The sequence below is a fragment of the Psychrobacter glacincola genome (assembly GCF_904846215.1).
GTDB classification, from domain to species: domain Bacteria; phylum Pseudomonadota; class Gammaproteobacteria; order Pseudomonadales; family Moraxellaceae; genus Psychrobacter; species Psychrobacter glacincola.
The window spans coordinates 122336-146580 of the sequence record NZ_CAJGZK010000005.1; the positions used below are offsets into that span (position 1 = coordinate 122336).

31 protein-coding genes are annotated in these 24245 nt (G+C 41.9%); 27 read left to right on the forward strand and 4 right to left on the reverse strand.

Annotation, left to right across the window (positions count from 1 at the left end):
• The first annotated feature begins 6 nt into the window (after positions 1-6).
• The 16 genes from rplX to rplQ all read left to right on the forward strand — a co-directional run bounded on the left by rplX (position 7) and on the right by rplQ (position 8519).
• Positions 7-324 carry a 50S ribosomal protein L24 gene (rplX, locus tag JMW90_RS04640; RefSeq protein WP_201561910.1) on the forward strand — a complete coding sequence of 106 codons (318 nt, stop codon included), beginning with the start codon at positions 7-9 and terminating at the stop codon, positions 322-324.
• 21 nt (positions 325-345) lie between these two features.
• Positions 346-882: a 50S ribosomal protein L5 gene (rplE, locus tag JMW90_RS04645; RefSeq protein ID WP_201561911.1), complete on the forward strand. Its 537-nt coding sequence runs from the start codon at positions 346-348 to the stop codon at positions 880-882.
• Positions 883-894: 12 nt separating this feature from the next.
• Entirely contained in the window at positions 895-1200 is a 306-nt protein-coding gene (rpsN, locus tag JMW90_RS04650; RefSeq protein ID WP_021813378.1) for a 30S ribosomal protein S14, read from the forward strand.
• Positions 1201-1211: 11 nt separating this feature from the next.
• The gene (gene rpsH / locus JMW90_RS04655; RefSeq protein ID WP_201561912.1) at positions 1212-1610 is read left to right on the forward strand and encodes a 30S ribosomal protein S8; all 399 of its coding nucleotides are present in this window, start codon (positions 1212-1214) and stop codon (positions 1608-1610) included.
• Positions 1611-1784: 174 nt separating this feature from the next.
• Positions 1785-2318 carry a 50S ribosomal protein L6 gene (rplF, locus tag JMW90_RS04660; RefSeq protein WP_201561913.1) on the forward strand — a complete coding sequence of 178 codons (534 nt, stop codon included), beginning with the start codon at positions 1785-1787 and terminating at the stop codon, positions 2316-2318.
• 11 nt (positions 2319-2329) lie between these two features.
• Positions 2330-2680 carry a 50S ribosomal protein L18 gene (rplR, locus tag JMW90_RS04665; protein ID WP_011279801.1) on the forward strand — a complete coding sequence of 117 codons (351 nt, stop codon included), beginning with the start codon at positions 2330-2332 and terminating at the stop codon, positions 2678-2680.
• Positions 2681-2682: 2 nt separating this feature from the next.
• Positions 2683-3198, forward strand: coding sequence for a 30S ribosomal protein S5 (gene rpsE, locus JMW90_RS04670; protein ID WP_010196711.1), 516 nt, complete (start codon positions 2683-2685; stop codon positions 3196-3198).
• Between the two features lie 20 nt (positions 3199-3218).
• Positions 3219-3398: a 50S ribosomal protein L30 gene (gene rpmD / locus JMW90_RS04675; RefSeq protein WP_011512861.1), complete on the forward strand. Its 180-nt coding sequence runs from the start codon at positions 3219-3221 to the stop codon at positions 3396-3398.
• Positions 3398-3838: a 50S ribosomal protein L15 gene (gene rplO, locus JMW90_RS04680; protein WP_011512862.1), complete on the forward strand. Its 441-nt coding sequence runs from the start codon at positions 3398-3400 to the stop codon at positions 3836-3838. Before rpmD ends, rplO begins: the two co-directional genes overlap by 1 nt.
• 19 nt (positions 3839-3857) lie before the next feature.
• Complete coding sequence (gene secY, locus JMW90_RS04685; protein WP_011512863.1) at positions 3858-5189, forward strand: preprotein translocase subunit SecY; 1332 nt, start codon at positions 3858-3860, stop codon at positions 5187-5189.
• A gap of 31 nt (positions 5190-5220) precedes the next feature.
• Positions 5221-5337, forward strand: a complete 117-nt coding sequence (gene rpmJ, locus JMW90_RS04690) for a 50S ribosomal protein L36 (protein WP_011279805.1) — start codon at positions 5221-5223, stop codon at positions 5335-5337.
• A 257-nt stretch (positions 5338-5594) separates the two neighbouring features.
• Positions 5595-5951 carry a 30S ribosomal protein S13 gene (gene rpsM / locus JMW90_RS04695; protein WP_149490921.1) on the forward strand — a complete coding sequence of 119 codons (357 nt, stop codon included), beginning with the start codon at positions 5595-5597 and terminating at the stop codon, positions 5949-5951.
• A gap of 20 nt (positions 5952-5971) precedes the next feature.
• A complete protein-coding gene (rpsK, locus tag JMW90_RS04700) occupies positions 5972-6361 on the forward strand; it encodes a 30S ribosomal protein S11 (RefSeq protein WP_010196728.1) in 390 nt (129 codons plus the stop codon).
• A 48-nt stretch (positions 6362-6409) separates the two neighbouring features.
• Positions 6410-7051 (forward strand): 30S ribosomal protein S4, encoded by a 642-nt coding sequence (gene rpsD, locus JMW90_RS04705; protein WP_011512865.1) that lies wholly within the window; start codon positions 6410-6412, stop codon positions 7049-7051.
• 81 nt (positions 7052-7132) lie between these two features.
• On the forward strand, positions 7133-8140 hold the full coding sequence (locus tag JMW90_RS04710; protein ID WP_011279808.1) for a DNA-directed RNA polymerase subunit alpha: 1008 nt from the start codon (positions 7133-7135) through the stop codon (positions 8138-8140).
• A gap of 19 nt (positions 8141-8159) precedes the next feature.
• On the forward strand, positions 8160-8519 hold the full coding sequence (gene rplQ, locus JMW90_RS04715) for a 50S ribosomal protein L17 (protein WP_025652195.1): 360 nt from the start codon (positions 8160-8162) through the stop codon (positions 8517-8519).
• A gap of 123 nt (positions 8520-8642) precedes the next feature.
• Here rplQ and JMW90_RS04720 read toward each other — a convergent pair whose 3' ends face one another.
• Both JMW90_RS04720 and JMW90_RS13715 read right to left on the reverse strand, forming a co-directional pair.
• Positions 8643-9260 (reverse strand): L-threonylcarbamoyladenylate synthase, encoded by a 618-nt coding sequence (locus JMW90_RS04720; protein WP_201561914.1) that lies wholly within the window; start codon positions 9258-9260, stop codon positions 8643-8645.
• Between the two features lie 243 nt (positions 9261-9503).
• Positions 9504-10301 carry an elongation factor P hydroxylase gene (locus JMW90_RS13715; RefSeq protein ID WP_227691858.1) on the reverse strand — a complete coding sequence of 266 codons (798 nt, stop codon included), beginning with the start codon at positions 10299-10301 and terminating at the stop codon, positions 9504-9506.
• A gap of 183 nt (positions 10302-10484) precedes the next feature.
• On the opposite strand from JMW90_RS13715, the gene JMW90_RS04730 reads away from it, so the two are divergent.
• The 6 genes from JMW90_RS04730 to lysM all read left to right on the forward strand — a co-directional run bounded on the left by JMW90_RS04730 (position 10485) and on the right by lysM (position 15202).
• Entirely contained in the window at positions 10485-11078 is a 594-nt protein-coding gene (locus tag JMW90_RS04730) for a YceD family protein (RefSeq protein WP_201561915.1), read from the forward strand.
• A gap of 285 nt (positions 11079-11363) precedes the next feature.
• On the forward strand, positions 11364-11546 hold the full coding sequence (gene rpmF, locus JMW90_RS04735) for a 50S ribosomal protein L32 (protein ID WP_011512869.1): 183 nt from the start codon (positions 11364-11366) through the stop codon (positions 11544-11546).
• A 623-nt stretch (positions 11547-12169) separates the two neighbouring features.
• Positions 12170-13138: an ACP S-malonyltransferase gene (gene fabD, locus JMW90_RS04740; protein WP_201561916.1), complete on the forward strand. Its 969-nt coding sequence runs from the start codon at positions 12170-12172 to the stop codon at positions 13136-13138.
• On the forward strand, positions 13129-13863 hold the full coding sequence (gene fabG, locus JMW90_RS04745; protein ID WP_265089220.1) for a 3-oxoacyl-ACP reductase FabG: 735 nt from the start codon (positions 13129-13131) through the stop codon (positions 13861-13863). The genes fabD and fabG overlap by 10 nt, the downstream gene beginning before the upstream one ends.
• 313 nt (positions 13864-14176) lie before the next feature.
• Positions 14177-14413, forward strand: a complete 237-nt coding sequence (gene acpP / locus JMW90_RS04750) for an acyl carrier protein (protein WP_011279816.1) — start codon at positions 14177-14179, stop codon at positions 14411-14413.
• A gap of 282 nt (positions 14414-14695) precedes the next feature.
• Positions 14696-15202 carry a peptidoglycan-binding protein LysM gene (lysM, locus tag JMW90_RS04755; RefSeq protein WP_201561918.1) on the forward strand — a complete coding sequence of 169 codons (507 nt, stop codon included), beginning with the start codon at positions 14696-14698 and terminating at the stop codon, positions 15200-15202.
• A 151-nt stretch (positions 15203-15353) separates the two neighbouring features.
• Here lysM and queG read toward each other — a convergent pair whose 3' ends face one another.
• Positions 15354-16571, reverse strand: a complete 1218-nt coding sequence (gene queG, locus JMW90_RS04760) for a tRNA epoxyqueuosine(34) reductase QueG (RefSeq protein ID WP_201561919.1) — start codon at positions 16569-16571, stop codon at positions 15354-15356.
• A gap of 195 nt (positions 16572-16766) precedes the next feature.
• Between queG and JMW90_RS04765 the strand changes: the two genes are divergently transcribed.
• A complete protein-coding gene (locus JMW90_RS04765) occupies positions 16767-18539 on the forward strand; it encodes an NAD(P)H-hydrate dehydratase (RefSeq protein WP_201561920.1) in 1773 nt (590 codons plus the stop codon).
• Positions 18540-18568: 29 nt separating this feature from the next.
• On the opposite strand, the gene JMW90_RS04770 is transcribed toward JMW90_RS04765, so the two are convergent.
• Positions 18569-19069, reverse strand: coding sequence for a DUF4124 domain-containing protein (locus JMW90_RS04770; RefSeq protein ID WP_201561921.1), 501 nt, complete (start codon positions 19067-19069; stop codon positions 18569-18571).
• 878 nt (positions 19070-19947) lie between these two features.
• On the opposite strand from JMW90_RS04770, the gene JMW90_RS04775 reads away from it, so the two are divergent.
• The 4 genes from JMW90_RS04775 to JMW90_RS04790 all read left to right on the forward strand — a co-directional run bounded on the left by JMW90_RS04775 (position 19948) and on the right by JMW90_RS04790 (position 24024).
• The gene (locus JMW90_RS04775; protein WP_201561960.1) at positions 19948-21660 is read left to right on the forward strand and encodes an acetolactate synthase 3 large subunit; all 1713 of its coding nucleotides are present in this window, start codon (positions 19948-19950) and stop codon (positions 21658-21660) included.
• The gene (gene ilvN / locus JMW90_RS04780; RefSeq protein WP_201561922.1) at positions 21660-22157 is read left to right on the forward strand and encodes an acetolactate synthase small subunit; all 498 of its coding nucleotides are present in this window, start codon (positions 21660-21662) and stop codon (positions 22155-22157) included. The genes JMW90_RS04775 and ilvN overlap by 1 nt, the downstream gene beginning before the upstream one ends.
• A 152-nt stretch (positions 22158-22309) precedes the next feature.
• Positions 22310-23326 carry a ketol-acid reductoisomerase gene (ilvC, locus tag JMW90_RS04785; protein ID WP_201561923.1) on the forward strand — a complete coding sequence of 339 codons (1017 nt, stop codon included), beginning with the start codon at positions 22310-22312 and terminating at the stop codon, positions 23324-23326.
• Positions 23327-23598: 272 nt separating this feature from the next.
• Positions 23599-24024, forward strand: coding sequence for a hypothetical protein (locus JMW90_RS04790; RefSeq protein WP_201561924.1), 426 nt, complete (start codon positions 23599-23601; stop codon positions 24022-24024).
• Positions 24025-24245 lie beyond the last annotated feature (221 nt).

Genomic DNA, 24245 nt, shown 5'->3' on the forward strand with positions numbered 1-24245 from the left:
TAATCCATGTCAAAATTACGTAAAGGTGATACAGTTATCGTGATTGCTGGGAAAGACAAAGGCAAGCAAGGTACTGTACAAGCTGTAAAAAACGATCGTATCAAAGTTGAAGGCATTAACATTGTCACTAAACATCAGAAGCCAAATCAGGCAACTGGCGTTGAAGGCGGCATACTTAAGCAAGAAGCTTTTTTACATATTTCAAATGTCGCAATTTTAAATGCGCAAACCCAAAAAGCAGACCGTATTTCTTACCAGACTGGCGAAGACGGTGTTAAAAACCGTGTTTACCGCTCAAATGGTGAAGTTGTGGCGACTGCGTAAGACACTAAGGGTGTAATGGTAATGGCAAGATTAAAAGCTTTATATAACAATGAACTAAAGCAAAAGATCAAAGAAGAACTTGCTTTAGAAAACGTGATGCAAGTGCCTAAAATCACTAAAATCACTTTAAACATGGGTGTTGGCGGTGCGTCTCAAGATAAGAAATTGCTTGAAGGTGCTGTTGCTGATATGACGGCTATCGCTGGTCAAAAACCTGTAGTCACCAAAGCGCGTAAATCAATCGCTGGCTTTAAGATTCGTGAAGAATGGCCAATCGGTTGTAAAGTAACGCTACGCGGTGAGCAAATGTACGAATTTTTAGATCGTCTTATTGCCGTTGCAATTCCTCGTGTTCGTGACTTTCGTGGTTTTTCAGCTAAAGCCTTTGATGGACGTGGTAACTATTCACTGGGTATCAAAGAGCAAATCGTATTCCCAGAAGTAGATTTTGACAAGATTGATCGTATCCGCGGTATGGATGTGACTATCACTACGTCAGCTACTACTGACGATGAAGGTCGTGCGCTGCTTAAAGCATTCGGCTTCCCATTTAAATAAGGTAAAGACGTTATGGCAAAGAAGAGCATGATTAACCGCGAATTAAAGCGCGAAAAAATGGTTGCTAAGTACGCTGATAAGCGTATCAAGCTAAAAGAAACTATCAGTGATATGACTGCAAGTGACGAAACTCGTATGGAAGCGATGCTAGAGCTACAAGCTCTTCCACGTAACTCATCACCAGTACGTCTGCGCAATCGTTGTGCTATCACCGGTCGTCCTCACGGTTACTTCCGCAAGTTTGGCTTATCACGCAATATGCTGCGTGAGCGTGTCATGCAAGGCGATGTGCCTGGTGTTCGTAAAGCAAGCTGGTAAGGGGTAACTATATGAGTATGCAAGATACTGTTGGGGATATGCTAACCCGTATTCGTAACGCACAAATGGCTAACAAAGTATCGGTAGCAATGCCGAGCTCTAAGCTACGCAAATCAATCGCTGATTTGTTGGTTAATGAAGGTTACGTTGCTAGCGCTGTTGTTACTGAAGAAAACAACAACAAAGCAACTTTGACCATCGTATTAAAATACTTCGAAGGCAAAGCTGTCATCGAAATGATTCAACGTTTTAGCCGTCCTGGTTTACGCCAGCATCGCGGTAAAGATGCTATCCCTACTGTTAAGCAAGGTATGGGTGTTGCTATCGTATCAACCAGCCAAGGTATCATGAGTGATCGTGCTGCACGTGCTGCTGGTATCGGTGGTGAAGTCGTCGCATTTGTAGCGTAAGCTATACGACGATAAAGTCTATTTGACGCGGTTAGGCTTCTATCGATGTGGTAATGAATAATTATTTAACATTGACAAGTGTCTAACGTGGTCAACTATGCTAAACTAACACGCTTTTTAGCCTGTTAGTTTTTTCGCTAATAAAAGCAAGTTAATTTTCTAAGGAATATTCCTATGTCTCGTGTGGCTAAAGCCCCAGTGACGCTGCCAAACGGCGTAAGCGTTACTTTGAACGATCGGCAGGTCGAAGTTAAAGGCAAGAACGGCAATATGTCTTTACGCCTGCATGAATTGGTCGAGCTGAAACAGGAAGATGATGCGATCATTTTCTCACCTACAGTCGATTCAAAAGAAGCCATGATGCATACTGGCACCATGCGCTCTTTACTAAACAACTTAGTAATAGGCGTTAACGAAGGCTTTGAAAAACGTCTTCAGTTGATTGGTGTTGGTTATCGTGCACAAGCTACTGGTAATAAAGTAACGCTAAATGTTGGTTACTCACACCCAGTAGAATATACGTTACCTGAAGGTGTATCAGCTGAAACCCCAACGCAAACTGAAATCGTTTTAAAATCAAACGATAAGCAGCAGCTTGGTCAAGCAGCGGCTAATATCCGCAGTTTCCGCCCACCTGAGCCTTATAAAGGTAAAGGTATTCGTTATAGTGACGAGCATGTGATTCGCAAAGAAGCCAAGAAAAAATAAGGTGAGTTGAAATGTTTGATAAAAAAGCAGCTCGTCTACGTCGAGCTAAGAAAACCCGCGCGCATATCCGCTTTTTAGGCGTTCATCGTCTAACGGTTAATCGCACGCCAAGACACATCTATGCCCAGATTATCTCTCCGAACGGTGGTGAAGTGATTGCTCAGGCATCTACCTTAGACAGCAGCTTGCGTTCAGGCGCGACTGGTAACGCTGATGCAGCGACGTCTGTAGGCCAAATGATCGCAGAACGCGCAAAAGCAGCTGGCATCACTAAAGTTGCATTTGACCGTAGTGGTTTTAAATATCATGGTCGAGTAAAAGCTTTAGCTGAAGCTGCTCGCGAAAACGGATTGGAGTTTTAATCATGGCTAGAAATGATAAAAATGATAAAAATGAACAGACTGACGGTCTAGTAGAACGCTTAGTTACCGTTGATCGCGTTGCAAAAGTGGTTAAAGGTGGTCGTATTTTCTCCTTCACTGCGTTGACCGTAGTGGGTGATGGTAATGGTCGTGTTGGTTTTGGTCGTGGTAAAGCACGTGAAGTGCCAGCCGCTATTCAAAAAGCGCTAGAAGCTGCCAAACGTAATATGATTACTGTTGAGCTAAATGATGCAACTTTGTATCATCCGATCAAAGCACGTCATGGTGCTAGTAAAGTCTATATGCAACCTGCATCTGAAGGTACTGGCGTAATCGCTGGTGGCGCAATGCGTGCTGTATTAGAAGTTGCTGGTGTCAAAGATGTTTTGACTAAATGTTATGGTTCTACCAACACTGCTAACGTGGTTCGCGCTACGTTTAACGGTTTACGTGATATGTCAACTCCAGAAAAGATGGCAGCGAAACGTGGTAAATCTGTAGACGAAATCTTGGGTTAACTTAGACTAGGTGAGTTACGATGAAAAAAATGAAAGTCACTCAATTCAAATCGGGTGCCCATCGCCTCAAGAGCCACAAAGCATGCTTGAAAGGATTGGGTTTACGCCGTATTAATCATTCTGTTGTAGTAGAAGATACACCTTCAACTCGTGGTATGGTCAATCGCGTTAACTACTTGGTAAAAGTGGAGGAAGCGTAATGGGTCTTAGATTAAATGAATTATCACCAGGTGTTGGCGCAAAGAAAACTGCCCAACGTCGTGGTCGTGGTATCGGTTCAGGCCTTGGCAAAACCGGTGGTCGTGGTGTAAAAGGTCAGAAATCTCGTTCAGGTTCTAGCATTCGCTCAGGATTTGAAGGTGGTCAAATGCCTTTATATCGCCGTCTACCAAAATTTGGTTTTACCAGTAAAATGGCTATGACGACTGCTGAAGTTCGTCTGTCTGAACTGAGCCAAATTGAAGGCGATGTCGTTAGTATTGAAACTTTGAAAGCTGCTAACCTTATCCGTCGTGACATGAAGCGTGCGCGCGTTATGTTGTCGGGTGAAGTCACTAAAGCTTATACTTTTAAAGGTATCAAAGTGACTAAAGGCGCCAAGCAAGCAATCGAAGCTGCTGGTGGTAGCATCGAGGAGTAGTAACGTGTCAAAGCAATCAATGTCATCGACTGGTATACCGCTCAATCCATTTGCCTTTATACGTAAGTATGACGAGCTATGGACGCGTTTGTTATTCTTAATCGGCGCATTGATTGTTTATCGTTTTGGGTCGCATATTCCGGTACCGGGTATCAATCCGGTTAACTTGGCTGATCTGTTTTCGCGCAACGAAAATACCATCCTGAGCATGTTTAATATGTTCTCAGGTGGTGCACTAGAACGTATGTCTATCATGGCACTTGGTATCATGCCATATATCTCAGCATCAATTATTGTACAGATGATGTCTGCGGTATTGCCATCGCTTGAAGCCCTCAAAAAAGAGGGTGAAGCGGGACGACGTAAGCTAAACAAGTATACCCGTCAAGGAACGCTTGCTTTAGCGCTAGTACAGTCATTAGGAATGTGTGCTGGTTTAATCAGTCAAAATCTTACTTTATCTTCTGGTCTGACTTTTTATATTCCAGCGGTTACCTCATTGGTAGCTGGCGCTATGTTCTTAATGTGGCTTGGTGAGCAGATTACAGAGCGCGGCGTAGGTAATGGTATCTCAATGCTCATTTTTGCGAGTATTGTGGCTGGTACGCCAGGTATGATTTCGCAGTCTATTGAACAGGTCAACCAAGGTCAGATGAACTTGATTGTCCTCTTTATCTTTGCACTGTTAGGTGTCGCGGTTACTGCGGGTATCGTTTATATTGAACGTGCTCAGCGCCGTGTTCCTGTCAATTATGCGCAAAAACAACAGCAGGGTCGCAAAATTTACGCTCAGCAGCAATCACATTTGCCGTTGAAACTAAATATGGCAGGGGTTATTCCTGCTATTTTTGCCAGCTCATTGCTATTGTTTCCTGCAAGTTTAGGGCAGTGGGTCGGTCAATCGCCTGATCCTACCTTGACGCAAAAGATATTGCAAAATATGGCATTGGTTTTGTCTCCAGGGCAGCCGCTGTATTTGGTTCTATTTGGTGCAATGATTATCTTTTTCTGCTACTTCTATACGGCATTGGTATTTAGTCCGCGTGAAGTTGCTGAAAACCTTAAACGTAGTGGTGCGTATATCCCAGGTATTCGCCCAGGACAACAAACTCAGCGTTACCTTGATCATGTGTTAAACCGATTGACCTTTATTGGCGCGATGTATATGACGGTTATTTGTTTAATGCCAATGGTCGTTCAGTCATCGTTTGGTGTGCCGTTTCAACTTGGTGGTACGTCGTTACTGATTATGGTGGTTGTGGTGATGGACTTCATCTCGCAGATCCAAGCGCATTTGATGACCCATCAATATCATGATCAGACGTTAATTCAATCGCCCACTCAACCTTAAATGAGCGGTACGATATTTAAAGGAGTATGCTATGAAAGTTCAAGCATCAGTTAAGAAGATTTGTGGTAGCTGTAAAGTTGTGCGCCGTAAAGGCCGTGTACACGTAATTTGTACCGCAGAACCTCGCCACAAGCAACGTCAAGGTTAGTAATTTAAGCAAGTCAGTCTTAGGTGATTGGCTTGCTTATTAAATTAATACTTGAAAAATGACGGCGGATGCGATATCATCCGCCACTTGCCGTAGTTTATGCAAAATCTTTTATAAAATGGTCAATGAATAGATTGGTTTACCAATTCGAAGCAGCGATAATAATTATAAGAGCTTTAGTATTGACAGCAACAAATCTGAAAAATAATACCTTATTTTAACGAATAAGGGTATTTTTCTTTAATGGAGAGAAATCAATGGCTCGTATTGCCGGCGTAAACATTCCGGATAATAAGCATGCTGTTATTTCACTAACTTACATCTTTGGTGTAGGTCGTACCACTGCTCAGAAAATCTTAGAAGCAGTTGGCATTGCCCCTACTACTAAAGTCAGTCAGTTAGATGATACACAGTTAGATGCTATCCGTGCACAAGTTGCAGAATACATGACTGAAGGTGATCTTCGTCGTGAAGTGTCAATGAATATCAAGCGCTTGGTTGATCTTGGTTGTTACCGTGGCATCCGCCATCGTCGTAACTTGCCAGTTAGAGGTCAGAACACCAAGAACAACGCTCGTACTCGTAAGGGTCCGACACGCCCTCTCAAAAGATAATTAACTTAGGAAGCTAAAAGATGGCAAAAGACACTCGCAGTCGCAAAAAGGTGGCTCGTCGTTCAGTATCGGAGGGCATTGCCCATATCCATGCGTCTTTTAATAACACCATTGTTACGATTACCGATCGTCAAGGTAATGCATTGGCTTGGGCCACTTCAGGTGGACAAGGCTTCCGTGGTTCACGTAAATCTACACCATTTGCAGCTCAGGTTGCAGCTGAAGTCGCTGGTAAAGCGGCTCAAGAATATGGTGTTAAGAATATCGATGTTTTGGTCAAAGGACCAGGACCGGGTCGTGAGTCTGCGGTAAGAGCACTAGGTGCATTGGGTTATAAAGTCAACAGCATCTCTGATGTAACCCCAATCCCACACAATGGTTGCCGTGCGCCGAAAAAGCGCCGCGTCTAATATTAAAGACGAAGCTTTTTATAATAGAAGCTTATAGGAGACATAACAATGGCCCGTTATATTGGACCAAAACTCAAATTATCACGTCGTGAAGGCACTGACTTAGGTCTTAAGTCTGGTGTTAAACCATACGACGTGAAAACGAAAAAATCGGCTCGTCCACCTGGTCAACATGGTGTTAGCCGTAACAAAAGCTCAGAGTACTCTTTACAGTTACGTGAAAAACAAAAAGTTAAGCGTATCTACGGTGTATTAGAGCGTCAGTTTGCAAACTACTATAAAGAAGCTGCTCGTAAGCGTGGCGCTACTGGTGAAAACTTGTTAGCAATGCTTGAGAGCCGTCTAGATAACGTAGTATATCGTATGGGCTTTGGCTCTACGCGTGCTGAAGCACGTCAGTTAGTTAGCCATCGTACTGTTATGGTGAAAAAAGCTGGCCGTGATGAGTTTATTCGTGTGAATATTCCATCAATTCAGTTGCAAGATGGTGATGTCATCGCTATTCAAGAGAAGTCTCGCGAGCAATTACGTATTAAGAACGCAATTGAACTGGCTACCCAACGTGGTATCCCAGAATGGCTAGATGTTGATCACAGCAAACTACAAGGCACGTTCAAAAAAGCGCCTGATCGTATTGATCTACCTGCTGAAATCAACGAAAGCTTAATCGTTGAGCTATACTCTAAGTAAGTAACGTACTGCTCGATGCTGTTCACATGGCATTGAGCAATTAGCGTTAATTAAACCAGTTTAATAAATCGAGGTGACATCATGATGCTAAATGCAACTGAGTTTCTAACGCCGAACGCCATCAACGTGGACACGGTTAATGAAACGATTGCGAAAGTCACGCTCGAACCGTTAGAACGCGGCTTTGGGCATACCTTGGGTAATGCCTTACGTCGCATCTTGTTATCTTCATTACCTGGTGCTGCAGTCATTGAAGCTGAGATTGATGGTGTTGACCATGAATACTCAACGCTTGAAGGACTACAAGAAGATGTGCTTGATTTGCTTTTGAACTTAAAAGGTTTAGCAATCACTCTTCATGACCAAAATGAAGTATTTTTGACCTTGGATAAACAAGGTCCAGGCACTATTACTGCTGCAGACATCACGTTACCGCACAATGTAGACATCATCAATCCAGAATTGGTATTGGGTACATTGAGTGACCGTGGTCATCTAAAGATGCGTTTGCGCGTAGTAATGGGTCGTGGATATGAGCCAGCAAACCAGCGCCGTGAAGATGGTGATACTAAAGCGATTGGACGCTTAAAGCTTGATGCAAGTTTTAGTCCTGTGCTTCGTGTTGCTTATCAGGTTGAGAACGCACGTGTAGAACAACGTACCGATCTTGATCGTCTTATCATTGAGCTTGAAACTAATGGCACTATAGATCCAGAAGAAGCAATTCGTAAAGCAGCCACTATTTTACAACAACAGATTTCTATCTTTGTTGACCTAGAAGCTGAAGAAGCGCCTGAGCCTGTGAAAGAAAAAGAAGAGGTTGATCCGGTGCTATTACGCCCTGTGGACGATCTTGAACTAACGGTTCGCTCAGCCAACTGCTTAAAAGCTGAAAACATTTACTATATCGGTGATTTGGTACAGCGTTCAGAGACTGAACTTCTAAAAACCCCAAATCTTGGTAAGAAATCATTAACAGAAATCAAAGACGTACTAGCGTCTAAAGATTTGGAGCTTGGTATGCGCCTAGATAACTGGCCACCAGCTGATTTACGTGTTGATGATCGCTTTTCTTATCGTAGCCGTTAAACTTTAAGGATTTTTGACTATGCGCCATCGTAAGAGTGGAGTCAAGCTGGGTCGTACCGGCAGTCATCGTAAGGCAATGTTTCAGAACATGACCAACTCATTATTTGAGCATGAACTGATCAAAACAACTTTACCAAAAGCAAAAGAGTTACGTCGCGTTGCTGAGCCATTGATCACTATGGCTAAAGAAGACAGCGTTGCTAACCGTCGCTTGGCATTTAGCCGTATGCGTAGCAAAGCTATGGTAGGCAAATTATTTGGTACTCTTGGTCCTCGTTACCAAGCTCGTCCAGGTGGTTATTTGCGTATCGTAAAATGCGGTCATCGTGATGGTGACAATGCGCCTATGGCTTATGTAGAATTGGTTGATCGCGACTAATTTTATAATAACCAAAATATGTATGTAAAAGAGCTCCAATTCAATTGGAGCTTTTTTTCGTCTAAAGTATTTGTATCAGTCATTATTAGGGTGAGTATTTGAAAAATTGTAATAAATTTCTATTTATAATAATGAATCCACATCGCCAGCACCCTGCCGAACGATTTCTGGTTGGCTGCTGGTCATATCAACGATCGTTGTCAGTTTAGTGGTTTTGATACCAGCATTGATTAGCCCATCTATCTGATTGCCCAATAATTCTTCGATCTCGAAAGGGTCATCTAGTATATCCTCTCGGTTTGGCAATATTAATGAGCTGGTCAAAATAGGTTCATCCATTGCCTCTAACAACGCCTGAGCAATAGCATTACTTGGAACACGAATACCAATGGTTTTTTTCTTGGCATGTGCCAGTTTCCTCGGTACATCTTTGGTCGCATTTAAAATAAAGGTAATAGGTGCGGGTGTATGCGCTTTAAGCTGTTTAAATTGGACATTGTCTACTGCGGCGTAATTGGCAATCTCACTTAAATCACGACAAAGTAAGGTAAATTGATGCTTATCATCAAGCGCGCGTATTTGCTTAAGTTTTTCTAATGCATCCTTTGCCCCTAAGCGACAGCCAAAGGCATAACTGGTATCAGTCGGATAAATAATTAATTGATCCTTACGTAACAATTCTGCTACTTGTTCAATCAGCCTCGGCTGTGGATTTTCTGGATGAATATAAAATACTTGCATAATAAATCCTTATTTTATAATTATTAGAGTTTGGTTACTGGGGAAGTCGTAATAATAACGTTTTTAGTGTTGTAAGCTACTGATGTTATTTACGCTAAAATATCGTATTAAACATTAGTATAGCGCAAAGTAAATATAGTTTTATGAGCAAGCCGTTAATGTGAGTAGAGAATCGTTAACAATAGCCAGTGGTATAAGACGTTTCGATACGAGTAATAAAAGAGCTTACACGATTGGATTTAGTTAAGATAAAGCACAGAGAGCGAGTAGGGCTTGAAGCAAGGTTTTAGCGTCAGATGGCAAGGTATCTGGTTTAGTAATATATGTCTGAGCTTGTTGATAGACATCCTGAGCGAAGGTGCTGCTACTGGTATCAAAATCTGCATATAAATTGTCCTGTGATACTTGAAAAGGTCGTCCACAAGCTAATGTAAGCAAACACTCTATAGCTTGTGGCTTAACCTCAACACGTTCAAATGCCTGCTGCTGAGCCGCTGAGCGTCCGTCGGCTGCATACCAGTAGCCAAAGTCAGGTAGCTGCCTACGTCGCTTACCTGCCACAAAAAAATGGCTACACTCATGCAGTGCACTGGCAAAAAATCCATGGGCAAACTCAATTCTTGCGGGTTGATTATCTTGGGCAGGGAAGTATTCGGGTTCGCCAGTGCTACGAACCAATATGACCTGTTTGCTAATAAATAAATGATTAAAGAGTTCGATAAGCCAGTCAGTCAATGCTTGCTCAATATCTTCAAACGACAATTCATCTTGTGAAGTAATACCGGTTAAAGTATTTTGAGTAACTTTACCTTCTTTGATAGGCTCAATGAACCCTTTAGAGGAATGAATCAAATAATTACTAGCGAGATATTGCCACTGTAATGACAGTTTTTTTAATGTGGCATCTGTCTCAACATTGCTACTGGGATCATTAAGGTTTGTTTTTTGACTTTGCAATTCATTCAAACGTTGCAAGAAATCTTTGGCTTCAATAGAAGATAGTAAACTGGAAAAATCAGGAGAAGCGGTAGGCGATATCATAAATAAAACTTTAACCAAGTAAAAGATAACAGAGCAAGATGTTCTATTTTTTTAGGCAAACACTGACAGGTAAAAATGCATCACTATCAAAAAATATTAACACACTAGCGCTAGCGCAATAGGGCACTTTCCGTTAGTATGGCAGGCAATATTATACACCGTTTTTGATCAATGAGGCCGCGTATGTCAAGCACCCAAGATAACAAGTCGTCAGCGCTTCATGCTGGTAAAGTACAAGTGCCTACATCAACCAGCATGCCTGATAATATCTCTTTAAATAAATGGGAAGATACTGGTTTTGAATGGGCAGGTGAAGCTGCTCCCAGCTCTTTTGAGCGTCTTGCGACTATTTTAGCCACAGAGCATGAACAATCAAATATCGTACTAAATACCAACCTGTATCGTCGTAACAATGTACTGCATTTGGCTTTTACATTGACTGGTGAAGTCTGGCTGACTTGCCAGCGCTGTTTGCAACCGATTGCCGTTGACTTGAGTGATGAGTATGATATCGCGCTTCTTGATAATGAAAGCCAAATACGCCTAGTCAATGAAGAGCAAGATTATTTATTGTTAGAAGAGATTGTCACTGAACAATCGCCAGAGCGACTATTACCATTTAAAAAATTGGTAGAAGATGAAATTTTGCTTAAAACACCAATGGCACCAAAGCATGATGACTGTGAAATGAGTGTTGAGCAGTTTGGTGAAATACCTGAAGAAGAAGAAACGGAAAATCCTTTTGCTGCTTTAGCGTCTTTAAAAGGTAAATTATAACGCTATAAACGGTATCTATAAAACATATGTCGGAATATGTTCTACTATCTTTTTGCAGGCTTTATGCAGAAGAGTGAAAAGCAGGGCTTTATTAATCCGCCAAACATGCGTATAATGTCCCGTTTATTGCATTCTAGCAATCTGCCACTGGCAGAGAGAAGCTAACCTTGCAGACTATTTAACTAATGATGCATAAGACCTAGGTTGTTGTGATTACATAGCCTCTGTCAGTGTCGATTAAAGCTGAATTTCAAGCTTATCCCTTTTAAGTATAGGAGCTATATCATGGCCGTTCAAAAAAGTCGTAAAAGTCGTTCTCGTCGTGACATGCGCCGTTCACATCATCGTATGGAAATCGCTGAGATAAGCGTTGATGCTACTACTGGTGAAAAACATCGTCGTCATCACATGACCAAAGATGGTTTTTATCGTGGTCGTCAGTTGTTTAAAGTAAGTCAAGACGCTTAATTTATTGTTATTTGATGGCGGCTAAAGATTATGATGGTTTTATGACTGTCAATGCTCTTTATCACGCCATTATCCAGCAATTGGTTTGAGCTAACGAAAGCCAAGTTATTTCGCTATCATATATTATGTGGCTAAATAACTTGGCTTTTTGCTATGGGTTTTTTAGCGCTAATTTTGCAGTAATATTTATTGACTATTGGCTCTTGATGACCGTTTTAACGCTTTAGTGATGAAGCAGTAGCTATTTTAACTATAGTCGGTCCTAAATAAAAGAAATACAAATGTTATAAGGTACTACTGGGGTTAATTTTTCTTGCTTGCTGTGCCTACGCGGACAGAGGCTGCGAATAATTAACCCCGGTAGTTCTGTGCCCTTTTAAAAATGGATTAACTATATCTATTATAAATCCTCTCATAGGACTTATCAGAGCACGACAAACAATTAACTTTCTAGTAGCTTTGTTAATTACCGATGTCAGTGTATAGTTTCATAAGAGCATGCTGTCTTAAAGGACTAGTGGCAGTAACGGCTCTATAAAATAAATATCTTATTATAGTCTTTAACTCTACGATTAACCCCATTCACGCTAGGGGTGTTCCCAATCAAATAAGGAATATTGGTTATGGGCTCTGTACCCGATATGATAAAAAAACAACCAACGCGTATTGCAATTTTGTTTCCTGGGCAAGGCTCACAAGTCGTCGGTATGACAAGCGAGCTTGCTGAAACGTATCCTGAAATCCTTGAAACCTTTACTGAGGCAAGTGTAGCCCTTGGTGAGGATTTATGGGCAATTTGTCAGGACGAAGATAAGCTCAATCAAACGCAATATACGCAGCCCGCATTACTAACGGCTAGCATTGCTATTTGGCGTATCCTACAACAAAAAATAAAAGATAAGCCCTGTTATCTAGCCGGCCATTCTCTTGGGGAATATAGTGCCCTTTGCGCCGCTGGTGTGCTGTCACTGGCTGATGCCGTAAAACTGGTACATAAGCGTGGTCAGTTAATGCAAGACGCTGTTGTGGGTATAGATACGGCTATGGCAGCAGTGTTGGGCTTAGAGGATCATAGAGTCGAAAATTTGTGTGAACAAGCCACCGAGCATGTGGATGATGCAATTGTTGGCGCTGCAAATTTTAATAGCCCAGGGCAGGTTGTGGTTTCTGGTAATGCAGCAGGCGTCAAAGCGGTCATTGATAAAGTGCAAAATACGGGCAAAAAAGCCATTCCATTAAAGGTCAGCGTGCCGTCACACTGCGCTTTGATGGAGCCTGCTAGTAAAGCGTTGGCTCAAGAGCTCGCCTCAATTAAGTTCGATCAAGCATTGATTCCTGTGATTCAGAACCGTCATGCGCGTGTTGAAACCAGTGCGGTAGGTATCAAGGACGCTTTAATCGAACAATTAAGTCAGCCAGTACTGTGGTCAAAAACCATGCAAGCGCTTTCTGACAAACAAATTAATATTTTAATCGAGTGTGGTAGTGGTAACGTCTTAAGTAATTTAGCAAAGCGCCAAGCGCATCCCATTATAAGTTATCCGACTGACAAACTCGCCCGTCTAGAAAAATTGCTGGAGGTATTATCATGAGCCGTACGATCACATTAGTAACAGGCGCAAGCCGCGGTATCGGCAAAGCTGTCGCCAAACGCTTTGCTAAAGAAGGACACTTTGTTATTGGTACTGCCACCACTGAAAAAGGCGCTGCACAGATTGATGAATATCTACACGATAGCGGCGGCATTGGTCGAGTGCTAGATGTACGCTATACTGCGCAGATTGACAAGCTATTTGAAGAGATAGAAAGCGTTTACGGAGCCGTTCAAGTATTGGTGAACAATGCCGGTATCACGCAAGACGGTTTACTGATGCGTATGAAAGATGAAGATTGGGACAATGTGGTTGATACCAATCTGACTTCTGTTTATCGTATGAGTAAACGTGCCATTCGCGGCATGATGAAAGCGCGCCGCGGTCGTATCATCAACATCACCTCTGTGGTAGCGCAAATGGGTAATGCAGGTCAATCTAACTATGCGGCGACTAAAGCTGGCGTAGAAGGTTTTAGCCGTACGCTCGCGCGCGAAATTGGCTCACGCCAAGTGACCATTAACTGCGTTGCGCCAGGTTTAATTGAAACCGATATGACCGATGAGCTTGATGAGCGCTTATTGAATTCAATGCTAGATGCAGTGCCTATCAGCCGCCTTGGTCAGCCAGAAGATATCGCGGCAGCCGTACTGTTTCTTGCGAGTGATGAAGCCAGCTATATCACAGGTGCAGTTTTGCCTGTCAATGGCGGCATGTATATGTAGCAGTTTGCTGTTAGCTTTTACCCAATCATTAGATAACGTTGCGTTAAAAGCTTAAGTGTTACATAGTTATAATAAAAAACTCTGTGAACGAGTGTAAACTATAAAAAAGGGTGCTATAATGTCGAATACTTTTAAGTCAAAGCCCTGTATGATAGCAAGACTTTACTAGATATTAGTCAGGATATATAACTTGTTATAGTATACTCAGATGGTTACATGGGTCTGAAAATCCCACTTATATACAATGCTGTAGCAGCTAATCACGTTACTATGGTAGTTTGTCAAAATAATAGATCAAAAAGGAGAGATTTACATGAGTAATGATACCGAGCAAAGAGTTAAAGCTGCAGTAGCTGAGCAATTAGGTATGAATGTTGAAGATATCAACAATGATGCTTCATTTATGGAAGACTTAGGCGCTGATTCATTGGATCTCGTTGAGTTGGTTATGTCGTTTGAGAGCGACTTTGGCATCACAATTCCTGATGAAGATTCAGCAGAATTAACGACTGTTCAAAAAGCAATCGACTATGTACAAGCACAGCTATAATTAGCCACTTGCTCAGTAAGTCATAGAGCCGCTTATCTTAATAGATAAGCGGTTTTTTTACGGCCATTATTTTTCTTTATACAAGTCATGCATATCTGCTCAATTGGCCATTACGTTAACATTGGCTACGCCAAATCAACATTACTCAACATACTCTTACTATTCATCGCACAAGCCTTTGCCTATACTCATTATGGAAAGCAAAAAACTGGTAACTGACCATGGTTATCATTAGAAAAATAAAGATGCATAATAAATAACAATATTTCAAGGAGTAGTTATATGGGTATGTTCAGTTTTGCAAAAGACATTGGCGATAAGATTTTTAATCGTGATGACGCCAAACATGATGCTAAAGCAGAAACAAAAGCAGATGCTAATACCCCAGTACAGAGTACTGAGCCTTCAGCGCAGTCAGTAGCCAATATTTTACTTCGCCATATTCAGCAGCAAAATCTGAATATCAGCGATTTAAAAGTTAAATATAATGGTTCAACCGATACCGCAGAGATCAGCGGTAAAGCCAAGACCCAAGCCGACCGCGAAAAAGCAATCATTGCCACTGGTAATGTACAGAATGTCGCTAAAGTGATTGATAATATCGATGTTGAACAGCAGGCTCCTGAGTCGACTATGTATACGGTAAAGTCTGGTGACAGCTTATCTAAAATTGCAAAAGACGTTTATGGTTCAACTGGCGATTATATGAAGATATTTGAAGCCAATAAGCCTATGCTGTCTGATCCAGACAAGATTTATCCTGGTCAAGTACTACGTATTCCTAAATAATTAGAATTGTCTAACTGGTCATTGGTATCTAAATACTCACATTGTTTTAGATAATTGTTGTTTTGAATACTTGGAATATGACTTAATAAAAAACACCTCATGATAAGAGGTGTTTTTTTATGTATAAAATATAGATTTAAAAATTAGACTTCTAATTATTAATAAGTAATATATCCAATTTATGATGCTGTTCGGCGATTGCCCAATCTATATGTTCGTCAAGCATAGTGTTATGTAGCCCCAGTTTTGCTTGTAATGCTTCGATGATTTCTTGATTACCAGTGGCATTGCCAAGACCGATAGCGATATTACGCAGAAAATTCACGTAACCGGTGCGTCTAAGTGGGCTACCTTCGGTCTTTTTCATAAATTCTACCTCTTGCCATTGCCACAACTCCAGCAAACTGCTGCTATCTAGACGATGTCTTGGTGCAAAATCCTCTACAGGTGTGAGATTGGCATAACGGTTCCATGGACAAATCAGCTGACAATCATCACAACCAAAGATGCGATTACCAATAGCGCGGCGGTATTTTTCATCAATAATACCGTCATGTTCAATCGTAAGATAAGAGATGCAAGCTGACGCATTAAGCTCATAGGGCGCGACGATAGCTTGAGTGGGACAGATATCAATACAGGCGCTGCAACTGCCACAATGCTCTTTGACGGGCGCATCATCGGGTAATTCAAGGCTAATAAAAAGCTCTCCGAGTACAAAAAAAGAGCCGGCTTGTTTATTGATCAATAACGTATGCTTACCCGTCCAGCCAAGACCAGCAGCATCGGCGATTGGTCGCTCAAAAATAGGCGCTGAATCACTAAAAGGTCTGAAAACAAAATCGATGTCAGCGCCAATGTCTAGATGCTGCCATTCAGGAAGCATGGCCTCAATCTTTAATGCCAGCTGCTTCAGACGGCTGCGCATGGTTTTATGATAGTCGCGCCCTCTTGCATAACGAGCAATAATACCTTGATTGGGATAATCATTATCAGTGACAGCACGAGGTGTTGGGGTCTGGGTCAGATAATCCATGCGCACGCTGATAATGGTTTTTGCGCCTTCTACCAGTTGTTCAGGGTGCGCGCGTAGATGATGATTGCTGTGCATAAACTGTAGTTGTGCTTCATAACCTTTTGCTAACCATTGCTTTAACTGTTCAGTCTGCTTAACAAATAAAGGATGGTGCACGGATAAAAACCCACAATCGGCAAATCCTAAAGATTGTGCTGCCTCTTTAATCCATTGTTTAATGTCTGCTGCAGTAGCAAAGTCATGATGATGATTAACCACAATCTTTTTCTGAGAGACGCTAGCAGTGACAGAGGAGAGCCGTGTTGGCAAGGTCGTTTGAGGTTTATTGGTCATATCTGGCTATCAATGATAATGTGAGTATAGATATGATAAGCCGATGAGCTAGGAGCGCAAGGGTCAAAGCAAATAAATCTACCTTGATATAACTATAGCAGCTCGTATCAGTAATTTACTGAGCTAATATGAATAAAAAATCATCGATAACGTCAAACAATACATCAATCTTATAAAAACAATGAAGGGTCAGCCATGGACATGCAAACTAATTCATTTTCGAAAAATACAATGCCTATCCGACTATATAGTAGTGAGCAGCTCTATGCGATGGAACAAGCGTGGTTTGCACAAGGCAATGATAGCTTTGGCCTAATGCAACAAGCGGCTTGGCAAATGGCACAGCATATTGAAACGCTTTATGAAAATAAATGTCGTGATAACAAGTCATCCGTTCAGGAAATAACTTCTCGTCCTTATGCTCGCCAGCGCCGAGCCAGTATTTGGGTCGGAAAAGGCAATAATGGTGGCGATGGTTGGCTCATTGCTTATTATTTACAGCAGATGGGCTGGCAAGTGCAAGTGATAATGGTCGGCTTCGACAAAGATGATTCAAATAAGGATGATTCAAATAAGGATAAACAAGATTGTGTTTCTGATGCTGTAAAAGCTAAGAAGACAGCGCTATCTGCCAACTGCCCGTATCGGAGCTTTGAAACCAGTACTGATAGAAAAAATGAGGAAACAGATAAGGAGATACGAGCTGATGTCTATATCGATGCGCTATTTGGTATCGGTCTAGATCGAGCACCTAAGAATGTTTATAAGCAAGCAATTTTTGCCTTTAATGAGGCAGCACAGTATGCAGAGGCATTAATCATTGCCGTTGATATTCCAAGTGGGTTGGTTGCTTCCACGGGTCAAGTATTTGACCGTATAGCGATACAAGCAGATGTGACGTTATGTTTGATTGCACGAAAATTTGGGCTGCACACTAAAGACGGTTTGGACTATAGCGGCGCAGTGATTGACATACCGCTGATACCTTATCATTTGGATAGTAACGAGCTAATACCCTTTGCAACACTCATGACTGCCGCTCATACTTTAAAACCACGCCGTCAAAACAGTTATAAAGGCAGCTATGGGCATGTATTGGTCATCGGTGGCAATCGCATTGAGGGCTCACAAGGCATGGGCGGTGCAGCTATTCTTTCTGCCTCGAGTACCATGGCAACAGGTGCTGGGAAAATCACTGTTGCTTGCCATGAGGCGTTTCATAGCGCACTACTAACTTCACTACCAGATGCAATGACTGTCGATTTACATGATACAGATTGGGTGAATCGTCTTATTGGGCAAGCCAGCGTCGTCGCTATTGGTATGGGACTGGGACGTGATGAAAAAGCAAAGTTGATATTTATAAGTTATGTACAGGCTGCCATAGTTGTAGGTAAGCCGATAATAATTGATGCTGACGGTCTCTATCATTTGGCATCATTGCATAGCGAGAATCATAAAATAATAGCCGAGCTAAAAAAACATAGCGCCACTCATCAAGTATGTTTGACGCCGCATAGTGGGGAAGCTGCTAAGCTATTAAATAAAGAGATAAATGAGATAGAAGCCGATAGAGTGGCCGCGATAAGGCAATGTGCAACGACTTATGGCGGTGATTGGGTGCTAAAAGGAGCAGGCTCGTTAATTTTGGAGCAACCATCAGGACAAGCGCACATCTATGTATGCGGTGTGGGAAATGCGGGTATGGCAACCGCTGGCATGGGCGATGTATTATCGGGTGTGATTGCCGGATTATTGGCTCAAGAAGATTTAAAACAAGAACGACGCAGCTTGCACCAAGCGGTCCTTATTCATGGACTCGCAGGAGATATTTTAGTTAATCAGACGAGCAGAAACGATGATAATTCGCTATTGGTAGGTCAGAGAGGTCTGCAAGCTCAAGATATGCCAGCGGCTATCCGTCATGTGATTCAACATATGACATCTAGCCAAATAGACATTAAATAAAATATTTGCGGCTGTATTAGGTAACTGGTTTAAGTCGGGGAGCCATTACAGTATTGCGTGATTGCTTGTTGAACACGTTCACGCTTAAGCTCAATTTCACGACCATCTAGATATTGACGTTTACCATTAGCATCCATCTCATAGATGCGCCCACCCACATTTAGATTGGTCAAGTTATTACGTAACGACTGACAACGCTCGGCATTCGCTTGTGCTTCTTGTTCTTTAATACGTGCTTCTAACTGAGCAACGCGCTGTTCTTCTGCGCTTTGCGGCGCACTTTGATTGGCTTCAGTTTTACCTGCTAGCTGTCCGGCATTGGTTTGTCTACCATCACTACGAAACTCAATAACCTGAATGTTTCTACCATTTTGCGGCGCATATTGGCTGTATTTGACTTCACCATGTGCCCCAATAGATTTGTATACCTGAATGGCATGAACGGCGCTCATGGGTAGCATAAGCATACACGCAGTGCTGACAGTCATAAGCAGTTTGGCAGCGGTATTTATGGTAGACGCATATGCCATGGTAACAATCCTTTTGATGGGTAAAAAATGTGTAGAAATAGGTTAAGGATAGTATTTAATCCTCTCGATAACCATATAAATACATTATGGTTTGATTTTAGCAAATAATTCTTATGAATGTACATTATTTAATAACCAATAGTTAGGGGTGGGCTTTAGAAGTTTTTCTTGACAATGGTGCCCAAACCACCGAATATAATAGCAGTTGATTGGTCAGTGAGCGGCTTTTATGATATTGCCGTGGCACTTGAAAATAAGGACTACGGGTTACTTATCGGTAGCTTGTTTAGCTTTATTATCTTTGTGACAATAATATAAAATAAATAGTGCTTATCACTATTCAAATCCATATTTATTGTCTCCGGACTTATCTGTCTACAATGACTAAGATTAACTTATTAATGCATCTCATAAGATTTTGCTGTTATAAAAAATAGAGTGTCATGTGTGTTTAACATCTACTCATCAAACATGTTATAAGATTTCGTAATCCTATAACGTGATATAAGCTATAAAATACAAGCTTTGAGATTTGTTCTAGCATTCTGTATCCCTTTATTTACTATCAGCGCAAGCTCTTATGCATTGCAAATAATAAGCCTCTTTTATAGGTGCGTTCGCATCTAGTCACTGTATATCGATAAACTCTTGTCACAAAGCTGACCTTAAATATATTGCTATGTTTGAGTGCTATGCTGTCTTATAGCACAGCGTAACTTAGACGTAGCGGGCACATATTCTTGCCACAAAAAAAGGTGACGACAGTGACGCAAACCACGCAAAGTCCGAACATGACCGGACATACTCAAACGGCTAATGCCGCCAAAAATTTCCCTGAAAAGCAGCAAAAGCTCGCTGAAAATAGCCATGAGCCAGTAATGCTATCTGGCGCTGAGATGTTGGTACAAGCACTGACGGATGAGGGCGTCAAACATATCTTTGGCTATCCAGGCGGTGCCGTTCTTCATATCTATGACGCTTTGTTTCAACAAGACAATATTGAGCACATCTTAGTGCGTCACGAGCAAGCAGCCGGTCATATGGCAGATGCTTATTCGCGAGTGACCGGTAACACGGGCGTGGTTTTGGCGACTTCAGGCCCTGGTGCTACCAATACAGTGACTGCTATTGCCACAGCTTTTATGGATTCAGTACCGATGGTGGTCATCGCTGGACAGGTGCCCAGCAGTTTAATCGGTGAAGATGCTTTCCAAGAAACCGATATGATCGGCGTGTCGCGTCCTATCGTTAAGCATAGTTTTCAAGTACGCCATGCTAGCGAAATCCCAATGATTGTTAAAAAAGCTTTTTATATTGCGCAGGCTGGGCGTCCAGGTCCTGTTGTAATCGATGTGCCGAAGGATATGACCGCGCCGAGTGAGAAATTTGCTTATGAATACCCAGCAGAGGTGTTTATACGCTCGTATCAGCCGTCATTAAAAGGTCATAGTGGTCAAATTAAAAAAGCGGTTGAAACGTTACTTGCTGCTAAGCGCCCGATTATTTACTCGGGTGGCGGTGTTGTTTTGGGTAATGCACATAAAGAGCTAATTGATCTTGCGCATCGCTTAAACTTGCCAGTCACCAATACCTTAATGGGTTTGGGTGCTTTTCCTGGCTCTGATGGTCAGTTCTTGGGTATGCTGGGTATGCATGGCACTTATGAGGCCAACATGACCATGCACCATTCTGACGTTATATTGGCAGTTGGTGTGCGTTTTGATGACCGCGTGACCAACAACGTCAAAAAATTCTGTCCAAATGCGACGATTATTCATATTGATATTGACCCCACGTCTATCTCAAAAACTATTTTTGCACATATTCCTATCGTCGGCGATGTCAAGTCAGTCCTTACTGACATGTTAGAGATTATCGGCGAGGATAAAGAGCTGGACCAACCGGCGTTATTGGATTGGTGGTCACAGATTAATGAGTGGCGTAAGCGTCATGGTTTGCGCTATGACACCAGTACCGATAATGGTATTAAGCCTCAAGCGGTCGTTCAGGCTTTAGATAAAGTGACCAATAGTAACGCTATTATCACGAGTGACGTGGGTCAGCACCAGATGTTTGCGGCCCTCTACTATACCTACAATGAGCCGCGCCAATGGCTGAACTCAGGTGGTTTAGGTACGATGGGTGTTGGCTTGCCGTATGCGATGGCAGCGAAACTTGCCAATCCAGATCGCGATGTGGTTTGTATTACTGGTGAAGGCTCTATTCAGATGAATATCCAAGAGCTATCAACCTGCTTGCAATATGATTTACCAGTCAAGATCCTAAACTTGAATAATGCGCAGTTGGGCATGGTTAAGCAGTGGCAAGATATGCTCTATGAAGGCCGTCATGCGCATTCTTATATGAATTCTTTGCCAGATTTTGTAAAACTGGCTGAAAGCTATGGTCACGTCGGTATCAAGATTACCGATCCTGCGACTATGGAAGCACAGCTGGCTGAAGCCATGGCAATAAAAGATAAGTTGGTATTTATTGACGTTCATGTCGATCGTAATGAGCATGTGTATCCGATGCAAATCGCTGGGCAGACGATGCGTGATATGTGGTTAACCAAAGGGGAGCGTACCTAATGCAACAACAACATCTGATTTCGGTACTGATGGAAAACGAAGCGGGTTCGTTGTCGCGAGTGGTTGGTTTGTTCTCTCAACGTGGCTACAATATCGAAACTCTGAACGTTGCTCCAACAGACGATGCGAGTATTTCTCGCTTAACGTTAACCACCATTACTTCACCTGAAAAAATAGAACAAATCACCAAGCAATTGCATAAATTGATTGAAGTGGTTAAAGTGCTTAATCTATCAGATACTGTACACGTCGAACGCGAGTTGATGCTAATCAAAGTACGTGCGACTGGCGGTATACGTGAAGAGATCAAACGTAGTGCAGATATTTTTCGCGCACAAATCGTTGACATAAATGCCAGTTTATATACGATTCAAATCGTCGGCGATAAAGCTAAGCTCGATGGTTTTATTGACGTGATTGGTCGCGAACGTATTATGGAAGTGGTGCGCTCAGGCGTGATTGGCATTGCTCGCGGCGACAAAACGCTAAGCTTATAATCAGCGTTTACTACATTTTAGATATTATATTTCAAACTTATTTATTCAACATTAACATAGCGCTTATCTTACAAATCACTTTAAAAAGGTGGCTGTAATTTAAGTGTTTATTTACCCATGGCACGCCATGATTTAGGAAAAGGATTCTATTTATGAACGTTTATTATGATAAAGATTGTGATCTATCAATCATCCAAGGTAAAAAAGTTGCCATTATTGGTTATGGTTCACAAGGTCATGCGCACGCGCTTAACCTACAAGAATCAAACGTCGATGTAACGGTTGGTCTACGTGCCGATTCAGGCTCATGGAAAAAAGCAGAAAATGCTGGCTTGAAAGTTGCTGAAGTTGCTGAAGCGGTAAAAGCGGCTGACATCATCATGATTTTGACGCCTGATGAGTTCCAAAAAGAGCTTTATAACAACGAGATTGAGCCAAATATCAAGCAGGGCGCGACACTAGCCTTTGCTCATGGTTTTGCCATTCATTATAACCAAGTGATACCACGTAGCGATCTCGACGTCATCATGGTAGCACCAAAAGCACCAGGTCATACCGTTCGTTCAGAATTTACTAAAGGTGGTGGTATCCCAGATCTTATCGCTATCTATCAAGATGCGTCAGGTCAAGCCAAACAACTGGCGTTATCATATGCAGCTGGTGTTGGTGGTGGGCGTTCAGGCATTATCGAAACCACGTTCAAAGATGAAACTGAAACGGATCTATTTGGTGAGCAAGCGGTTCTTTGTGGCGGCGCAGTAGAGCTAGTCAAAATGGGCTTTGAGACGCTAACTGAAGCTGGCTATGCACCAGAAATGGCTTACTTTGAGTGCTTACATGAGCTTAAGCTTATCGTTGACTTGATGTATGAAGGCGGCATCGCTGACATGAACTATTCAATCAGTAACAACGCTGAATATGGCGAATATGTGACGGGTCCTGAAGTGATCAATGAGCAATCACGTGAAGCCATGCGTAATGCGCTAAAACGCATCCAGTCTGGTGAGTACGCGAAGATGTTTATCTCTGAAGGTGCGACCAACTATCCATCAATGACCGCTCGTCGTCGTAACAATGCTGAGCATCAAATTGAAATCACTGGCGCTAAGCTACGCGGTATGATGCCTTGGATTGGTGGTAATAAAATCATTGATAAAGACAAAAACTAATTTGCTAATGAGTAATTAGTAAAAAATTAGTTTGAAAAAGCCTATGTTATCAGTGATAGCATGGGCTTTTTAGTAGGCGCTATTTTATAAAGTATTTTTAGCATCGCCAGTCTGTGTTGGTTGAAAATCTGTCGTAGCTGCCTAATATAGGCAAGCATCATCATATATATTAACGGCTTACTCGGTTAGATAGGTATCGTTATTTTTATCCTTACGCTATCAATGCTTGGGATTCTTTCATCTCATATTCTATAGATTACAGGTTGTCTGTTGTGCAAATATCTTATCCTGATTGGCTAACGCCGCAATTCATATACATTACTCTTAGCGCTGTGGTCGCCGTTTTGATTTGGATCGAAGGGGAGATGCTCAAAAAAACCGATGGCAAACTCCCTAACTCTAAATTCTTTCAAATCAGCTCAATTATAGACACCTCATGGTTTTTTATTTCAGTAGTCATGTTATATACGATCGATTTGACGCCAATAGCAGTTGCAGTCCCGGCGGCTTACGGTCTTTATACGACCTTTGGTTGGATCTATGGCGCACGTTTATTGAAGCGTAAAGGCATTCCTGACGCTCCAAAAGACTTGATCATACCCACTAAATATATTGCTTATAGTCAGTCATTTTCGCTGATATTTTTTGCGCTATGTTTATTGGTACTAAGCTCACCGTGGCTACCAATGCCTCTATAGTTTTCTTTCAATATAGGCGCAAATTTGCTGCTTATCACTGTGATTTGTCAAAAGCGATATCTAAGTTCATGGCAAATCTTAAAAGGCAAGTGATAAAAAAGCATTCTATATCAACGCATTAAGTCTCAGATAACCAATAGTAATAATTATTTAAAATTGACTTAAATAGGTTACAAAAATCATCAATTTAAGCTGTTGTGCTTATGAAAAGCTGCTATAAT

Coding starts and splice junctions, on each gene's coding strand:
- rpsH (WP_201561912.1), top strand. CDS start 1,212: ATGAGTATGCAAGATACTGTTGGGGATATGCTAACCCGTATTCGTAAC.
- JMW90_RS04765 (WP_201561920.1), top strand. CDS start 16,767: ATGGACATGCAAACTAATTCATTTTCGAAAAATACAATGCCTATCCGA.
- queG (WP_201561919.1), bottom strand. CDS start 16,571: ATGACCAATAAACCTCAAACGACCTTGCCAACACGGCTCTCCTCTGTC.
- rpsE (WP_010196711.1), top strand. CDS start 2,683: ATGGCTAGAAATGATAAAAATGATAAAAATGAACAGACTGACGGTCTA.
- secY (WP_011512863.1), top strand. CDS start 3,858: ATGTCATCGACTGGTATACCGCTCAATCCATTTGCCTTTATACGTAAG.
- rpsN (WP_021813378.1), top strand. CDS start 895: ATGGCAAAGAAGAGCATGATTAACCGCGAATTAAAGCGCGAAAAAATG.
- ilvC (WP_201561923.1), top strand. CDS start 22,310: ATGAACGTTTATTATGATAAAGATTGTGATCTATCAATCATCCAAGGT.
- rpmD (WP_011512861.1), top strand. CDS start 3,219: ATGAAAAAAATGAAAGTCACTCAATTCAAATCGGGTGCCCATCGCCTC.
- JMW90_RS13715 (WP_227691858.1), bottom strand. CDS start 10,301: ATGATATCGCCTACCGCTTCTCCTGATTTTTCCAGTTTACTATCTTCT.
- rplE (WP_201561911.1), top strand. CDS start 346: ATGGCAAGATTAAAAGCTTTATATAACAATGAACTAAAGCAAAAGATC.
- JMW90_RS04720 (WP_201561914.1), bottom strand. CDS start 9,260: ATGCAAGTATTTTATATTCATCCAGAAAATCCACAGCCGAGGCTGATT.
- rpsD (WP_011512865.1), top strand. CDS start 6,410: ATGGCCCGTTATATTGGACCAAAACTCAAATTATCACGTCGTGAAGGC.
- JMW90_RS04710 (WP_011279808.1), top strand. CDS start 7,133: ATGATGCTAAATGCAACTGAGTTTCTAACGCCGAACGCCATCAACGTG.
- rpsK (WP_010196728.1), top strand. CDS start 5,972: ATGGCAAAAGACACTCGCAGTCGCAAAAAGGTGGCTCGTCGTTCAGTA.
- rpmJ (WP_011279805.1), top strand. CDS start 5,221: ATGAAAGTTCAAGCATCAGTTAAGAAGATTTGTGGTAGCTGTAAAGTT.
- rplQ (WP_025652195.1), top strand. CDS start 8,160: ATGCGCCATCGTAAGAGTGGAGTCAAGCTGGGTCGTACCGGCAGTCAT.
- rplF (WP_201561913.1), top strand. CDS start 1,785: ATGTCTCGTGTGGCTAAAGCCCCAGTGACGCTGCCAAACGGCGTAAGC.
- rplX (WP_201561910.1), top strand. CDS start 7: ATGTCAAAATTACGTAAAGGTGATACAGTTATCGTGATTGCTGGGAAA.
- ilvN (WP_201561922.1), top strand. CDS start 21,660: ATGCAACAACAACATCTGATTTCGGTACTGATGGAAAACGAAGCGGGT.
- rplR (WP_011279801.1), top strand. CDS start 2,330: ATGTTTGATAAAAAAGCAGCTCGTCTACGTCGAGCTAAGAAAACCCGC.
- JMW90_RS04730 (WP_201561915.1), top strand. CDS start 10,485: ATGTCAAGCACCCAAGATAACAAGTCGTCAGCGCTTCATGCTGGTAAA.
- rplO (WP_011512862.1), top strand. CDS start 3,398: ATGGGTCTTAGATTAAATGAATTATCACCAGGTGTTGGCGCAAAGAAA.
- lysM (WP_201561918.1), top strand. CDS start 14,696: ATGGGTATGTTCAGTTTTGCAAAAGACATTGGCGATAAGATTTTTAAT.
- rpsM (WP_149490921.1), top strand. CDS start 5,595: ATGGCTCGTATTGCCGGCGTAAACATTCCGGATAATAAGCATGCTGTT.
- JMW90_RS04775 (WP_201561960.1), top strand. CDS start 19,948: ATGCTATCTGGCGCTGAGATGTTGGTACAAGCACTGACGGATGAGGGC.
- acpP (WP_011279816.1), top strand. CDS start 14,177: ATGAGTAATGATACCGAGCAAAGAGTTAAAGCTGCAGTAGCTGAGCAA.
- rpmF (WP_011512869.1), top strand. CDS start 11,364: ATGGCCGTTCAAAAAAGTCGTAAAAGTCGTTCTCGTCGTGACATGCGC.
- JMW90_RS04770 (WP_201561921.1), bottom strand. CDS start 19,069: ATGGCATATGCGTCTACCATAAATACCGCTGCCAAACTGCTTATGACT.
- fabD (WP_201561916.1), top strand. CDS start 12,170: ATGGGCTCTGTACCCGATATGATAAAAAAACAACCAACGCGTATTGCA.